The sequence below is a fragment of the Acidimicrobiales bacterium genome, from assembly GCA_035540975.1.
Classification (GTDB): domain Bacteria; phylum Actinomycetota; class Acidimicrobiia; order Acidimicrobiales.
The window spans coordinates 1-14,582 of sequence record DATLFN010000152.1 but is presented as its reverse complement, the minus strand read 5'-3'; the positions used below and the strand labels follow the sequence as shown (position 1 = coordinate 14,582).

Below are 14,582 nucleotides of genomic sequence, written 5' to 3'. Positions count from 1 at the left end.
CCCTCGGAATGCTTCGCTGGCGGTCCGCGCATCATAGGCCGACGGCCCGACCGCCCCCGGGACTACCGGAGCACGAGCTCGCTGCCCTCCACGTCCACCTTGACGGTGGACCCGTCCTCGTACCGGCCCTCCAGCAGGGCGAGGGCGAGGAGGTCGCCGATGTGGCGCTGGATGAGGCGGCGGAGGGGGCGGGCGCCGTACGCCTGGTCGTAGCCGCGGTCGGCCAGCCAGGCCCGGGCGTCGGGGGTGACCTCCAGGGCGAGGCGCCGGGAGGCCAGCCGCTTCTCCAGGTGCCCCAGCTGGATGTCGACGATCCTCGACAGGTCGTCCCTGGTCAGCGCCTTGAAGCGCACGATCTCGTCGATGCGGTTGACGAACTCGGGCTTGAAGAAGTCCTCGGGGTCGCCCTGCAGGTTCGACGTCATGATGACCACCGTGTTGGTGAAGTCCACCGTGCGGCCCTGGCCGTCGGTGAGGCGCCCGTCGTCCAGCAGCTGGAGCAGGACGTTGAAGACGTCGGAGTGGGCCTTCTCGATCTCGTCGAGCAGAACGACGGCGTACGGCCGGCGGCGGATGGCCTCGGTGAGCTGGCCGCCCTCGTCGTAGCCCACGTAGCCGGGCGGGGCGCCGATGAGGCGGGCGACGGTGTGCTTCTCCTGGTACTCGCCCATGTCGACGCGGACGAGCGCCTTCTCGTCGTCGAACAGGAAGTCGGCCAGCGACCGGGCCAGCTCGGTCTTGCCCACGCCGGTGGGGCCGAGGAAGAGGAACGAGCCGATGGGCCGGTTGGGGTCGGACAGGCCCGAGCGGGAGCGGCGGATGGCGTTGGCCACCGCGGACACGGCGTCGTCCTGTCCGACCACCCGCCGGTGGAGGACGCCCTCCATGCGGACGAGCTTCTCCACCTCGCCCTCGAGAAGGCGGGAGACGGGCACGCCCGTCCACTTGGCCACCACCTCGGCCACGTCCTCGGCGTCCACCTCCTCCTTCAGCATCTGGCTGGTGGCCTGCTCCTCGGCCAGGCGGGCGCCCGCCTCCTCCACCTTGCGCTCCAGCTCGGGCAGCTGGCCGTAGCGGATCTCGGCCGCCCGCTCGTAGTTGCCCTCCCGCTCGTGGCGCTCCACGTCGGTGCGGGCCGTCTCCAGCGCCTCCTTGAGGGCGCGGATCTCGGCGATGGCGTCCTTCTCGGCCTGCCAGTGGGCCCGCATGGCGTCGGCCTGCTCGCGCAGGTTGGCCAGCTCCTCGTCCAGCTTGGCCAGCCGCTCGGCCGAGGCGGCGTCCGTCTCCTGCTCCAGGGCCACCCGCTCGATCTCCAGCTGGCGCATCCGGCGCTCCACCACGTCGATCTCCATGGGGACCGAGTCGATCTCGATGCGCAGCTTGCTGGCCGCCTCGTCGATGAGGTCGATGGCCTTGTCGGGGAGGAACCGGCCGGTGACGTAGCGGTCCGACAGCACGGCCGCCGCCACCAGGGCGGCGTCCTGGATGCGGACGCCGTGGTGGACCTCGTACCGCTCCTTCAGGCCCCGGAGGATGGCGACGGTGTCCTCGGCCGACGGCGGGCCCACGTAGACCTGCTGGAAGCGGCGCTCGAGGGCGGCGTCCTTCTCGATGTGCTTGCGGTACTCGTCCAGGGTGGTGGCGCCGATCATCCGCAGCTGGCCCCGGGCCAGCAGCGGCTTGATCATGTTGCCGGCGTCCATGGCGCCCTCCGCCGCGCCGGCACCGACGATCGTGTGGAGCTCGTCGACGAAGGTGATGACCTCGCCCCCGGCGTCGGTGATCTCCTTCAACACCGCCTTCAGGCGCTCCTCGAACTCGCCGCGGTACTTGGCGCCGGCGACGAGGGAGCCGACGTCCAGCGAGACCAGCCGGCGGTTCTTCAGGCTCTCGGGGACGTCGCCCTCGACGATGCGCCGGGCCAGGCCCTCGACGATGGCCGTCTTGCCCACACCGGGCTCGCCGATCAGCACGGGGTTGTTCTTGGTGCGCCGGGAGAGCACCTGGACCACCCGGCGGATCTCCTCGTCCCGCCCGATGACGGGGTCGAGCCTCCCCCGCCGGGCCTCCGCCGTCAGGTCGCGGCCGTACTTCTCCAGCGCCTGGTACTGCGTCTCGGGGTCCTGGCTGGTGACCCGGTGGCTGCCCCGGACCTCCCGCATGGCCTCGAGCAGGACGTCGCGCGAGGTGCCCAGCCGGTCGGCCAGGACCAGCAGGAGGTGCTCGGTGGAGAGGTACTCGTCGCGGAGGTCGACGCGCACGCCCTCGGCCGCCTCGAACGTCTGCTGGAGGGCACGGCCGACCTGGGCCTCGCTCCCGTACGCCCTGGGCAGGCGGCTCAGCGCCTCGGTGACGGAGTTGCGGACGGTCAGGGGCGACAGCCCGGCCCGCTCCAGGAGCGGCAGGACGACTCCGTCGGCCTGCGCGAGGAGGGCGGCGAGCAGGTGGTCGGGCGTGACCTCGGGGTTGCTGGCCGACCGCGCCAGCTCGACGGCGTCCTGGAACGCCTCCTGGGTCTTGTGGGTCCAGCGGTTGGGGTCCAGCGCCATCGCTACCTCTGCGGGTCAGGTCACGAGGAAACTTGCTAATGACGTTATCAAGAACGACGGGCCCCCCACGACGCATTCCCGGTCGCCGCCGGAGGGCGCCCACGCCGCCCTCCGGGCGCTCGCGTCGAGCCGTACGCAACGGACTGTGTAAAACGGGTGCGGTTGTGAAAGGATTGCGCCGCCGGACAACCGGCACAGGCGGCCGCGGACCGCCCGGAACTCGACAGCAACACAAAAATCAGCAGACACACCGTCATAAGGCACTGCCAGCCACGTCTCTCTTGATGAACGAGAGTGCCGGCAGCGCGGGCATGTCGGACGTCTTCGGCGAAGGGAAGATACCTGTGAAGCGACGGTTGTCGATCGTAGCGAGCAGCCTGTTGGTCGGATTGACGACCTCGGTGTTCGCGGGGGGCACGCCGGCGGGGGCCCAAGTCCCGGCCGCGCAGGCCGACTACAAGGGGTACAGCACCGGCACGGTGATCCACGCCGATGCCATCACGGCGGGGACGACACGAGTGCTGGACACCGAGGTGGCCTTCTCGGGCGCCACGGTGGCCTCCAAGGGCACGGGCGGGGTCACCCGAGGCCCCGGCGCCGCCGCCGGCACGGTCGTGAACGAGATGGAGCAGGTCATCCAGCCTGCGCTGCCCAACACGAGCCTGGACCCCAACCTCCAGGGTGACCGTGTCTTCGGCCGGGGTTCGGGCCTCGAGATCGGCGTCGGTACGACGGTCTCGCAGGACGTGAACGCCAACCAGCTCCTGCTGGCGCAGCGGGCGCTCGTCTCCGGCCCTCCGACCTCGGCGCTGGTCCGCCGTGAGGTCGGCCCCATCAAGATCGACCCGGCCGCCTATGCGTCCCTCGTCCGCGGCGAGGCCCAGGTGCGCTGGGACGGCGACAACACCTGCTCCCTCGGGGAGCCCCTCAGCTACGGCCTCGGCTACGCCGCCGACGCCCAGCTGCTGAACCTGGGTGGCGCCACCGAGGGCGACGCTCCGTTCGCCAGCGGTGCCGTCGAGACCAACGCCCCCGAGCCCGAGCGCGCCGTGTCGCAGTCCCGGTCGATCACCCGGCTGGTCCCCCAGACCGACGCCCAGGGCAACAAGATCGGCGACCACTTCGGCCTCATGACCGAGACCCGCATGACGATCGCCCCGGTCGACATCCTGGGCGGCGCCATCACCCTGGAGTTCCTCGGTGAGTGGGTGCTGCGCTCGGTGGCCACCGGCCTCCCCGGCCAGGCGTACGTCCACTACGGCCCGGGCGCCGTCAGCCCCGAGACCCCGGTGCTCAGCATCCTCGAGGGCGGCGTGGAAAACACCGTGCTGACCCTGCAGGACCTGCTCGGCACCGAGGGCCTCCCCATCGAGATCCCGGGTGTGGCCTCCATCGTCATCGGTGAGGACCCCCGGGCCATCGGCGGCGACGCCAACTCGTCGGCCACCCAGGGCGGCGACGGCACCGTCGCCTCCGGTGCCGTGGACGTGGTCCGGGTGCAGCTGCTCGAGGCGACCACCCTCCTCGGCGTCAGCGTCCTCGACATCCGCGTCGGCCACATGGAGTCGCACGCCCAGGTCCCGGCCGGCGGCATCCGCTGCAACGTCCCGGTCAGCAAGACCGCCGACAAGCAGACCGTCAACGCCGGTGACACCTTCACCTACAACATCAACGTCACCAACCCGTTCGCCGACTGCGACCTGACCAACGTCCGGGTGGTCGACACCATCACGACGACGGCCGGCGTCCGGTACACGATCACCGGCACGAACCCGCAGGCGAACAGCCAGACCGCCAACACCATCACCTTCGACGACATCGGCCCGATCGGACCGAAACAGTCGAAGACGGTGAGCATCACGGTGGCGGTCGCCGCCAACTCGGCGGCCGGCCAGTTCACCAACAACGCCGTCGCCACGGGCAACTGCGCCACCGGCTCGGCCCAGGGCGGTGCCCGCATCACGGTGCCGATCACGGGCGAGACCACCGTGGTCGTCCCGAGCGTCGGCGGTGGCCGTGAGCTGCCGGCGACCGGCGTCGACGTGCTCCCCCGGACCGGCTCCAGCGGGCCCGCCATGGCCCTCGCCGGCCTCGGGCTCCTGAGCGCCGCCGTCCTCGTCCGGCGGGTGAGAGCCGCCGCGCAGTCGTAACGCCGTGAGGCGTGGACTGCTGGCAGCGGCGGTGCTGTCAGTCCCTTTGTTCCAACTTCTGGCAGGAGGGCCCGCTTCGGCGGGCCCTCCTGCTGAGGCACGCCGGACGGCGCTGATCGTCGGGGTGTCGGGGCACGTCGGGAACCGCCCGGCAGCGCCCGTCGGGGGAGCGGGGGACGCCGACACCTTCCGCGACGTGCTGAAGCGGGCAGGCTGGGCCGACGACTCCATCCGGGTCCTCACCGGTACGGCGGCCACCGGGGCGAACATCCGGGCCGGGCTCGACTGGCTGCGCGACCGCAGCAACGACGGCTCGTTCAGCGTGTTCCACTACTCGGGCCACGTGTTCCAGCGGGGCGGCGACCTCGACCGCGACGGCGAGGTGCTCGACGAGTTCCTCGTCCCCTACGACAACAAGATCATCTCCGACCGCGAGCTGGGCGAGCGGCTGGGCAGCGTCCGGGGCTGGCTGTGGACCGACATCTCGGGATGCGAGGCGGCCGGGTTCAACGAGGGAGGCCTCTTCGGGGACCGGCGGCTGTTCACCGGCTCGTCGGAGGAGCACCAGAAGTCCTACGAGCACCCCGGCTGGGGCATGTCGATCTACACGGGGCTCACCATGCGCTTCGCGGCCATGGAGAACCGCGGCGACGCCAACGGCGACGGCGTGGTGTCCATCCAGGAGATGTTCCGCCATGCCGAGCGGGAGGCGCCCCGCCTCACGTCCGGCCAGCGCAAGGGCGTCCAGCAGCCGGTGATGTTCGGCGGCGGCGCCGGTGGCGACTGGTTCCTGTCCGGCCCTCCGAAGCCACCGCCCCCGCCCCCGGGGCCGCTGGCACCCAACCCCAACGCCGGCAAGATCTGCCTGCTGCCCGACATCTGCATCTAGAAGGAACCGCCCCGGGCAACCGGGGCGGTTCCGGGCGGCGGTTCCGGCGGCAAATCGGGGCGCTATCCGCCCTCCCGTGCCGCCGGAACGCGGCAAGGGGGCGGTAGGGGCGGGGGCCGTCGCGGAAGTGGGCGGCAACGGACGGCGGCCGCCGACCGCCGCCGGAGGCGGCGCTCCCCGGCTGCCGGCCATGCAGGGACGAGGGTCCAGCGCGGAGGGCGGCCGGCTCCGCCGGCCGCCCGGAGCACGACAGAGCTCGCCGAGCAAGCTCCGCTTGCGACGGCGAAACGCCTAGCGGCGCCGGTACGGGACGGGGAACTGGTTCATGGGCACCAGGTCGCGGCGGTGCTCCCGGTGGGCCAGCTCGACCGCCGCCTCGGCGTCGAGGCGGGCCTGGGCCAGCTGCGCCCGGAGGCGCTCGTTCTCGTCCTCCAAGGCGATGACCCGGCGCACGCCCTCGAGGTTGAGCCCGGCGTTGGTGAGGTCCTGGATGCGGCGCAGGCGCTCGATGTCGCGCTCGCTGTACCGGCGGCTGCCGCCGACGGTGCGGGCGGGGTCCACCAGCCCCTTGCGCTCGTAGATGCGCAGCGTCTGGGGGTGCACGCCGGCCAGCTCGGCGGCGACCGAGATCACGTAGACGGCCCGGCGGGCGTCGGCGGCGGCCATCACTCCACGCCCAGGTGGCGCCGGGGCGACTCCGACGACGCGGCCGCCAGCGCCTCCACGGCCGACCGCTGCTCCTCGGACAACCTCTCGGGCACGACGACCTCGACGGTGGCGAGCAGGTCACCGTGGCCGTCGCCGGTGTCGATGCCCCGCCCCCGCACGCGGAACGTGCGGCCGGACCGGGTGCCCGGTGGCACCTTCAGGGTGACGGGCTCGCCGAGGGTGGGGATCTTCACCGTGGCCCCCAGGGCGGCCTCGGCGAACGTGACGGGGACGGTGAGGGTCAGGTCCTTGCCCTTTCGACCGAACAGCTCATGGCTCGCCACCCGCACCACCACGTACACGTCTCCCGGAGGGCCCCCATTGTGCCCTGCCCCGCCCCGCCCCTTGAGGACGATGCGCTTCCCGTCGTCGATCCCGGCGGGGACGCGCACCTTGACCTGGCGGGGGCGGCGCTCCAGGCCGGAGCCGGCACAGGTCCGGCACGGCGTCTCGACCCGCATGCCGGTCCCCCGGCACTCCGGGCACGGCTGGCTGAACGAGAAAAGCCCCTGGTTCTCGTTCACCGCTCCCCGCCCTCCACACGCCGAGCAGATCACCGGCGACGTCCCCGGCGCCGCCCCGGTGCCGTTGCACGTGTGGCAGGCGGCGTCGCTGATGACGTTGACCGAGGTGATCACCCCGTCGACGGCGTCGGAGAACGACAGGTTGAGCGTCGCCTCGAGGTCGTCGCCGCGCTGGGGTGACGACCGGCTGCGGGTGGCGCGGCCCTTGGTGAAGAGCCCGCCGAGCAGGTCGCCCAGGTCGTCGACGCGGAAGCCGCCGCCGAAGCCCGGGCCGCCGTTCCCGCCGGGCCGGCCGAACCCCGCCGGCCCCATGCGGCGGACCTCGTCGTACTCCTTGCGCCTGGCCGGGTCGCCGAGCACGTCGTAGGCGGCCGAGACCTCCTTGAAGCGGTCCTCGGAGCCGGGGTTGGCGTCGGGGTGGAGCTTCTTGGCCAGCCGGCGGTACGCGCTGGTGATGTCCTTCTCGGACGCCTTCTCGGTGACCCCGAGGACCTTGTAGTAGTCCTTCTCGAACCACTCGCGCTGTGCCGGCACAGCCTTCTCTCTCGACCTCTAGCCCTTCACCTTCACCATGGCCGGGCGCAGGACACGGCCCTTCCACCGGTAGCCGGCCCGCATCACCTCGATGACCTCCGGCTCGGCCGAGTCGCCCCCCGGCTCGTGGAGGACGGCGTCGTGCTCGTTCGGGTCGAAGGGCTGCCCGGCCGGGTCCATGCGCTCCAGACCGGCCGACGCCAGCACGCTCAGCAGCGACCGGTGGATCGGCTCCAGGCCGGCGTCCGCGGCGGCGTGGGAGATGGCCAGGTCGAAGTTGTCCAGGACCGGGAGCAGGCTCTCGACCAGCTTCTCGGCCGCCCGCTCCTGGATGTCGGCGTGCTGGCGGGCGATGCGCTTCTTGTAGTTCTCGAAGTCGGCCTGGAGGCGGCGCAGCGAGTCGAGGTACTCGTCGCGCTGGGCCTCCGCCTTGGCCAGGGCGTCGATGTCGTGCTCGACGGCCTCGGCGGCCTCCTCGACGGCGTCGCCGTCGTCCTCCTCCTGGCGCCCGAGCATCTCGGCGACCTTGGCCGCCGCCTCCTGGGCCGGGCTCGACCCGCCCGACGGGGCGCCGCTCTCGGCGGAGCCGGTCCCGCTGCCCGCTGACGGGCCCGGGCCCGGTGCCGGGTCGGTGGCGGGACCGGCGGACGGGCGCCCGGGCGGGCCGGCGCCCGGTGAGCCGTCGGCCGAACCCGACGTCCGCGGGGGACGCGAAGGGCCGCCGCCGGCCGACGACGGCTGCCCCGGCCGGTCGATCCAGCCGGGGGGCTTCGGGAAGTGGCCGGGGTGGCCGGGTCCGGGCACCGTGGGTTACCGGTCCTCGTCGACGATCTCGGCGTCCACGACGTCGTCGTAACCGCCGCCGCCCCCGGGCGCCTGGCTGCCCTCGGCCTCCGCCCGCTCCTGGGCCGCCTGCTCGTAGAGCCGCTGGGCGAACGCCTGGCTGGCGTGCATCAGCGCGTCGCTGGCGTCGCGCACGGCGTTGGTGTCGCTGCCGCCGAGGGCCGCCTTCAGCTCCTTCAGGGCGGTCTCGGTGTTGGTGCGCTCGTCGCCCACCAGCTTGTCGCCCTGGTCGCGCAGCAGCTTCTCGGTCTGGTGGATGAGGGTCTCCGCGTTGTTGCGGATCTCCGCCTCCTCGCGCCGCTGGCGGTCCTCCTCGGCGTGGGCCTCGGCGTCCTTCACCATGCGCTCGATGTCGTCCTTGTTCAGCGACGACTGGCCCGTGATGGTCATCGACTGCGTCTTGGCGGTGGCCCGGTCCTTGGCGGACACGTGGACGATGCCGTTGGCGTCGATGTCGAACGTGACCTCGATCTGGGGCACGCCCCGGGGCGCCGGTGGCAGGTCGACCAGCTGGAACTTGCCCAGCGTCTTGTTGTACATGGCCATCTCCCGCTCGCCCTGGAGGACGTGGATCTCCACCGACGGCTGCATGTCCTCGGCCGTGGTGAACACCTCGGAGCGCTTGGTGGGGATGGTGGTGTTGCGCTCGATGAGCTTGGTCATGATGCCGCCCTTGGTCTCGATACCGAGGGACAGGGGGGTCACGTCCAGCAGGAGGATGTCCTTCACGTCGCCCTTGAGGACGCCGGCCTGGACGGCGGCGCCGACGGCCACCACCTCGTCGGGGTTGACGCCCTGGTGGGGCCTGCTGCCGGTGAGGGACTGCACCAGGTCGACGATGGCCGGCATGCGGGTGGACCCGCCCACCAGGATGACGTGCTCGATGTCGCCCTTGGTGAGGCCGGCGTCCTTGATGGCCTGCTCGAACGGCCCCCGGCAGCGCTGCACCAGGTCGGCGGTGAGCTCCTGGAACTTGGCCCGGGAGAGCTTCAGGTCGAGGTGCTTGGGGCCCTCGTTGGTGGCGGTGATGAAGGGCAGGTTGATGGTGGCCTCGGTGACCTGCGACAGCTCGATCTTGGCCTTCTCGGCCGCCTCCTTGAGCCGCTGGAGGGCCATGTTGTCCTTGGACAGGTCGACGCCCTCGGTGTCCTTGAAGCTCTTGACCAGCCAGTCGATGACCTTCTGGTCCCAGTCGTCGCCGCCGAGCTGGGTGTCGCCGTGGGTGGCCTTGACCTCGAACACGCCCTCGCCGATCTCGAGCACCGACACGTCGAAGGTGCCGCCGCCGAGGTCGAACACGAGGATCGTCTGCTCCACGCCCTCCTTGTCCAGCCCGTAGGCCAGGGCGGCGGCGGTGGGCTCGTTGATGATGCGCAGCACCTCGAGGCCGGCGATCTGGCCCGCCTCCTTGGTGGCCGTGCGCTGGGCGTCGTTGAAGTAGGCGGGCACCGTGACGATGGCCTGGCTGACGGTGTCGCCCAGGTACGCCTCGGCGTCGCGCTTGAGCTTCTGGAGGATGCGGGCGGAGATCTCCTGGGCCGTGTAGCGCTTCCCGTCGATGTCGATCTTCCAGCTCGTGCCCATGTGGCGCTTCACCGAGCGGATGGTGCGGTCGGGGTTGGTGATCGCCTGGCGCTTGGCGACCTCGCCCACGAGGACCTCGCCCGACTTGGAGAAGCCGACCACCGACGGGGTGGTGCGGTTGCCCTCGGCGTTGGGGATGACGACGGGTTCGCCCGCCTCGAGGACGCTGACGACGGAGTTGGTGGTGCCGAGGTCGATCCCGACGGCCTTGGGCATGGAGGTGCCTCCAGAGGGACTCGTTCTTACGTGACAGCGCCAGCCTAGCAAAGTTGAGCGCCTGATTGGCAAGTCGGGCGGCCGGTGTCGTCAGGACGCAGCGGGAGCGCTCGGCGGCCCTCCGCTACGGTACGCCGGTGCACCGTCTCGTCCTCCTGCGCCACGGCCAGAGCACGTTCAACCTCCGGAACGTCTTCACCGGCTGGCAGGAGTGCGACCTGTCGCCCTCCGGCGTCGAGGAGGCGATGGAGGGCGGCCGCCGCCTGGCCGGGACCGGGATCGAGGTGGACGTGGTCCACACCTCGGTGCAGAACCGCGCCATCCGCACCGCCAACCTCGCCCTCGCGGAGATGGACCGGTCATGGGTGCCCGTCCGCCGGCACTGGCGGCTGAACGAGCGCCACTACGGCGCCCTGGAGACGCACGACAAGGCGGAGACGGCCGCCGTCCACGGGGCCGACCAGGTCCGCGTGTGGCGGCGCAGCTACGACGTGCCGCCGCCTCCGATCGCGCCGGACGACCCCCGCCACCCGCGCCACCTGGCCCGCTACGCCCGCCTGCCCGTCGACGTCCTGCCCACCGGCGAGTGCCTGCGCGACGTGGTGGTCCGCATGCTCCCGTACTGGTTCGACGCCATCGCCCCCGATCTGACCGGCGGGGCCACCGTGCTGGTGGCCGCCCACGGCAACAGCCTCCGGGCCCTCGTCAAGCACCTGCTCGGCATCTCCGACCACGACATCCCCGAGCTGGAGATCCCCACCGGGGTGCCGTGGGTGTTCGACCTCGACGACCGGCTCGCCCCGGTGTCGGAACGGCTACTCGGCGACCAGGCCGAGAACACCGCCTCGTCGTTCTAGGACCGGCGCTCGCTCGGGTGCCGCGCGGTCGGGTGCCCGGCGGCGCGCCCGGGCCCGTCGACGGGGAGCGGGCTCGTCACGCGTGCCGGACCCGGACGTCGCCCCACCCCGACGCGGCCGCCTCCAGCAGGTAGCCCCGGGAGCGGACCGTGCGGATGGCGAGGGAGACGGGCACGAGGCGCCGGCGCAGCCGGAGGACGTGGACGTCGAGGGCGTTGCGACCGGGTGCCCCGTCGGGCCAGCCGGCCCGGGCCAGGGCCTCCCGGCTGACCACCGCGCCGAAGCGCTCGAGGAAGGCGGCGGTGAGGCGCGACTCCACCGGCGGGAGCGACACCCACGCCGCCCCGAAGCGCAGCACGCCGTCGCTGTCGAGGACCGGTGCCGTGCCGGCATGGCGGCGGGACCGGTGCAGGAGGGCGCGGACGCGCACCTTCACGTCGGCGTCGGGCGCCGGCACCCGGATCCAGTCCTCCACGCAGTCCTCCGGCTCGGGCGGCGCGGCCCCCTCCTCGACGAGCAGCAGACGGGCGGTCTGCGAGCTGGCGAGGACCTCGCGGCGGTCGCGTTCCAGGGGCCACCGGAGGAGGACGACCTCGGGGGGTGACGCTTCCATGCTGCCGGACGCTAGGAGCCCGACATTACGGCCATGTTGCCTCGGCATGAACTCCGGCGGTCCGATGATCGGGCCGCGGCGAATCCCGGCGGTACCGTTCGGCGTGGCCCGCCACCCGGCCCGGCGCCTGTCGCCGTCGCATCTCGCCCTCGCCCTGGGGCTGGCCGGCGCCGGCGTCGTCGCCGCGTCGGGGCTGGCAGGGCTGGTGGTGGGCGGCCACCCGCCCGCCGCCGTCGGCCGCGAGGTGTTCGCCAACGTCGCCGGCCCGGTGCGGGCGGTGTTCTACACGGTGACGGCGGTGACGGTGGCGGCGGTCGGTGCGCTGTTCGCCCGCCGCGTCCGGAACTGGGAGCGGGGCGGGGCGGAGCGGCGGGACACCAGCCGGGCGACGGCCGGCCGCCGGCTGAGGCGGTTCTGGCTCGGCGTCTCGATGGGGACCGTCGCCGAGGACCGCGCCGCCGGCGTCATGCACTCGCTCCTCTACTTCCCGTTCCTCGTCCTGTTCGCCGTGACCGTCGTCCTCGAGGTAGACCACCAGCTGCCCGAGCGGTTCAAGTTCCTGACCGGCGACGTCTACCGGGGCTACAGCCTGGTGGGCGACGTGGCCGGCGTGGCGTTCCTGGCCGGGGTGCTGTGGGCCATCGCCCGCCGGTGGGGGCGGCCACCGTTCCGCCTGCGGACCAAGACCCGGCCCGAGGACGCCGCCGTGCTGGGGACCTTCCTCGCCGTCGGGGTGAGCGGCCACCTGGCCGAGGCGATGCGCATCGCCCTCGACGGGCGCCCGGCGTTCGAGCGCTGGTCGGTCGTCGGCTACCCGCTGTCCTCGCTGTTCGACGGGCTCGGCGAGGGCGCGCTGGCGAACGTCCACCAGGCGACGTGGACCGCGCACGTCGTGGCGTTCCTGGCGTTCCTGGTGCTGCTCCCCGAGACCAAGCTCCGGCACATGGTGACGTCGCCGCTCAACCTCTACCTGTCGCCGCGCGACCGGCCCCGGGGGGCGATGAGGCCGATGCCGGACCTGGCGACCACCGACCTCGAGCGGTTCGGCGCCGGCGTGGTGGAGGACCTCACGTGGAAGCAGCTGCTCGACACCGACGCCTGCACGGTGTGCGGCCGGTGCACGGAGGTGTGCCCGGCCCAGATGACGGGCAAGCCGCTCGACCCCCGCGAGATCGTCCTGAAGGTGGGCCAGGTCATGGCCGAGAGCGCGGCGGGCACCAGCGGGCCGGTGGCGCCCATCGTCGGCCACGAGCCCGAGCTGACCGTGCGGGCGCCCGACCTCTTCGCCCGGATCACGCCCGAGGAGCTGTGGGCGTGCACGTCGTGCCGGGCGTGCGACGAGGTGTGCCCCGTCGACATCGAGATCCTCGACAAGATCCTGGACATGCGCCGGTACCTGACGCTGATGGAGTCGGAGTTCCCGGCCGAGCTGGGACGGTCGTTCCGGTCGCTGGAGAACAGCGGCAACCCATGGGGGATGAGCCAGTCGGACCGGGGCTCGTGGACCGACGCCCTCCCGGAGGGCGTCCCCGTGGTGGACGGCTCCTCGCCCCTCGACCACGAGTACCTCTACTGGGTCGGCTGTGCCGGCTCGTTCGACGACCGGAACAAGAAGGTCACGGTGGCGACCGCCACGCTGATGCACCGGGCCGGGCTCGACTTCGCCATCCTCGGACCGCGGGAGAGGTGCACAGGCGACCCGGCCCGGCGGTCGGGCAACGAGTACCTGTTCCAGATGCTGGCCGGGGAGAACGTCGAGACGCTGAACGGGCTGGGCGTCCGCAAGGTCGTCACCCAGTGCCCCCACTGCTTCAACACCCTGGCCAACGAGTACCCCCAGCTGGGCGGGCACTACGAGGTCGTCCACCACAGCCAGCTGCTGTCCGAGCTCATCTCGTCGGGCCGCCTCGACGTGGGCGGGGCCCGCCTCGACGAGCGGGTGACGTACCACGACGCGTGCTTCCTCGGCCGCCACAACGGGGTCTACGAGGCGCCGCGGCGGGTGCTGGGCTCGCTCAAGGGGATCGAGATCGTGGAGATGGGGCGCAGCAGGGCCGACGGGCTGTGCTGCGGGGCGGGTGGCGCCCGATTCTGGATGGAGGAGCACACGGGGAAGAAGATCGGCGTGGAGCGGGCCGAGGAGGCGGTGGCGACGGGCGCTCGCCGGGTGGCCACGGCCTGCCCGTTCTGCGCGGTGATGATCGACGACGGCGTCAAGGAGACGGGCCGCGACGACGTGGTCGTGCAGGACATCGCCGTCCACCTGCTCGAGGCGATGGATCGGGAGTCGGGACGCGGCGCGGAGGTGGCGCGACCCTGACGGGGCCGACCGCCCCGGTGGTCAGCCGGGGGGGCGGAAGTTCTCCGAGTAGCGGCTGGGCGTGGGGCCCCGCTGGCCCTGGTACTTCGAGCCCGCCGTCTTCGACCCGTAGGGGTTGTCGGCCGGCGTGGTCATGCGCAGGAAGCTGATCTGGCCGATCTTCATGCCCGGGTACAGCGTGATGGGCAGGTTGGCCACGTTGGAGAGCTCCAGCGTGAGGTGCCCGTCGAAGCCGGCGTCGACGAAGCCGGCCGTGCTGTGGATCAGGAGGCCGAGCCGACCCAGGCTCGACTTGCCCTCCAGGCGGGCCACGAGGTCGTCGGGGAGGCGCACCCGCTCCTCGGTCGACCCGAGCACGAACTCGCCGGGATGGAGGATGAACGCCTCGTCCTCGTGCATCTCCACAAGCTCGGTGAGGTTCTCCTGGTCCTCCTTGACGTCGATCACCCGCATCGTGTGGTTCCGGAAGACCCGGAAGTAGCGGTCGACGTGGAGGTCCACGGACGACGGCTGGATGCAGCCGTCGCCCAGCGGCTCGATCACGATGCGGCCCGCTTCGAGCTCCTGGCGGATCGTGCGGTCGGAGAGGATCATGAGCGCCGCCACGCTACAGTTGGCCCACTCCGCGGGCGTAGTTCAGAGGCAGAACATCAGCTTCCCAAGCTGAGAACGCGAGTTCGATTCTCGTCGCCCGCTCAAGCCAAAAGGCCTGGTCACACCCTATTTTTCTTGCCAGAGGCCCCCGGGCCATGTCGGATCTATCGGTCTCGTGCCCCAACGTGCCACCGCGCCCGC

11 protein-coding genes and 1 tRNA gene are annotated in these 14,582 nt (G+C 72.0%); 5 read left to right on the top strand and 7 right to left on the bottom strand.

What is annotated here, in order from left to right; genetic code table 11:
* Positions 1–62: 62 nt before the first annotated feature.
* Positions 63–2,549 carry an ATP-dependent chaperone ClpB gene (clpB, locus tag VM242_15165; protein HVM06503.1) on the bottom strand — a complete coding sequence of 829 codons (2,487 nt, stop codon included), beginning with the start codon at positions 2,547–2,549 and terminating at the stop codon, positions 63–65.
* 389 nt (positions 2,550–2,938) lie between these two features.
* Here clpB and VM242_15160 point away from each other — a divergent pair, with 389 nt between their 5' ends.
* Together VM242_15160 and VM242_15155 are read left to right on the top strand one after the other, a co-directional pair.
* Positions 2,939–4,699, top strand: a complete 1,761-nt coding sequence (locus tag VM242_15160) for an LPXTG cell wall anchor domain-containing protein (GenBank protein HVM06502.1) — start codon at positions 2,939–2,941, stop codon at positions 4,697–4,699.
* Positions 4,700–4,703: 4 nt separating this feature from the next.
* Positions 4,704–5,588 carry a caspase family protein gene (locus VM242_15155; GenBank protein ID HVM06501.1) on the top strand — a complete coding sequence of 295 codons (885 nt, stop codon included), beginning with the start codon at positions 4,704–4,706 and terminating at the stop codon, positions 5,586–5,588.
* A gap of 291 nt (positions 5,589–5,879) precedes the next feature.
* Here VM242_15155 and VM242_15150 read toward each other — a convergent pair whose 3' ends face one another.
* Genes VM242_15150 through dnaK form a run of 4 tightly spaced genes read right to left on the bottom strand, consistent with a single transcriptional unit; the run spans position 5,880 to position 9,997 of the window.
* Positions 5,880–6,254 carry a helix-turn-helix transcriptional regulator gene (locus VM242_15150; protein HVM06500.1) on the bottom strand — a complete coding sequence of 125 codons (375 nt, stop codon included), beginning with the start codon at positions 6,252–6,254 and terminating at the stop codon, positions 5,880–5,882.
* A complete protein-coding gene (gene dnaJ / locus VM242_15145; GenBank protein HVM06499.1) occupies positions 6,254–7,354 on the bottom strand; it encodes a molecular chaperone DnaJ in 1,101 nt (366 codons plus the stop codon). The genes VM242_15150 and dnaJ overlap by 1 nt, the downstream gene beginning before the upstream one ends.
* An 18-nt stretch (positions 7,355–7,372) precedes the next feature.
* Complete coding sequence (gene grpE / locus VM242_15140; GenBank protein HVM06498.1) at positions 7,373–8,158, bottom strand: nucleotide exchange factor GrpE; 786 nt, start codon at positions 8,156–8,158, stop codon at positions 7,373–7,375.
* A 6-nt stretch (positions 8,159–8,164) separates the two neighbouring features.
* Entirely contained in the window at positions 8,165–9,997 is a 1,833-nt protein-coding gene (dnaK, locus tag VM242_15135; protein ID HVM06497.1) for a molecular chaperone DnaK, read from the bottom strand.
* A 137-nt stretch (positions 9,998–10,134) separates the two neighbouring features.
* Between dnaK and gpmA the strand changes: the two genes are divergently transcribed.
* Positions 10,135–10,854: a 2,3-diphosphoglycerate-dependent phosphoglycerate mutase gene (gpmA, locus tag VM242_15130; GenBank protein ID HVM06496.1), complete on the top strand. Its 720-nt coding sequence runs from the start codon at positions 10,135–10,137 to the stop codon at positions 10,852–10,854.
* Between the two features lie 76 nt (positions 10,855–10,930).
* Here the strand turns inward: gpmA and VM242_15125 are convergent, their stop codons facing one another.
* Positions 10,931–11,467, bottom strand: coding sequence for a winged helix-turn-helix domain-containing protein (locus VM242_15125; protein HVM06495.1), 537 nt, complete (start codon positions 11,465–11,467; stop codon positions 10,931–10,933).
* 103 nt (positions 11,468–11,570) lie between these two features.
* Here VM242_15125 and VM242_15120 point away from each other — a divergent pair, with 103 nt between their 5' ends.
* Complete coding sequence (locus VM242_15120; GenBank protein HVM06494.1) at positions 11,571–13,787, top strand: heterodisulfide reductase-related iron-sulfur binding cluster; 2,217 nt, start codon at positions 11,571–11,573, stop codon at positions 13,785–13,787.
* Positions 13,788–13,808: 21 nt separating this feature from the next.
* Here VM242_15120 and dcd read toward each other — a convergent pair whose 3' ends face one another.
* A complete protein-coding gene (gene dcd / locus VM242_15115) occupies positions 13,809–14,381 on the bottom strand; it encodes a dCTP deaminase (GenBank protein HVM06493.1) in 573 nt (190 codons plus the stop codon).
* Between the two features lie 31 nt (positions 14,382–14,412).
* Here dcd and VM242_15110 point away from each other — a divergent pair.
* Positions 14,413–14,483 (top strand) — tRNA-Gly (locus VM242_15110).
* The last annotated feature ends 99 nt before the right edge of the window (positions 14,484–14,582 follow it).

What these genes read in the sequence shown, in the direction of transcription:
- clpB (HVM06503.1), bottom strand. Translation starts at nt 2,549, where the DNA reads ATGGCGCTGGACCCCAACCGCTGGACCCACAAGACCCAGGAGGCGTTC.
- VM242_15150 (HVM06500.1), bottom strand. Translation starts at nt 6,254, where the DNA reads ATGGCCGCCGCCGACGCCCGCCGGGCCGTCTACGTGATCTCGGTCGCC.
- dnaK (HVM06497.1), bottom strand. Translation starts at nt 9,997, where the DNA reads ATGCCCAAGGCCGTCGGGATCGACCTCGGCACCACCAACTCCGTCGTC.
- VM242_15125 (HVM06495.1), bottom strand. Translation starts at nt 11,467, where the DNA reads ATGGAAGCGTCACCCCCCGAGGTCGTCCTCCTCCGGTGGCCCCTGGAA.
- dcd (HVM06493.1), bottom strand. Translation starts at nt 14,381, where the DNA reads ATGATCCTCTCCGACCGCACGATCCGCCAGGAGCTCGAAGCGGGCCGC.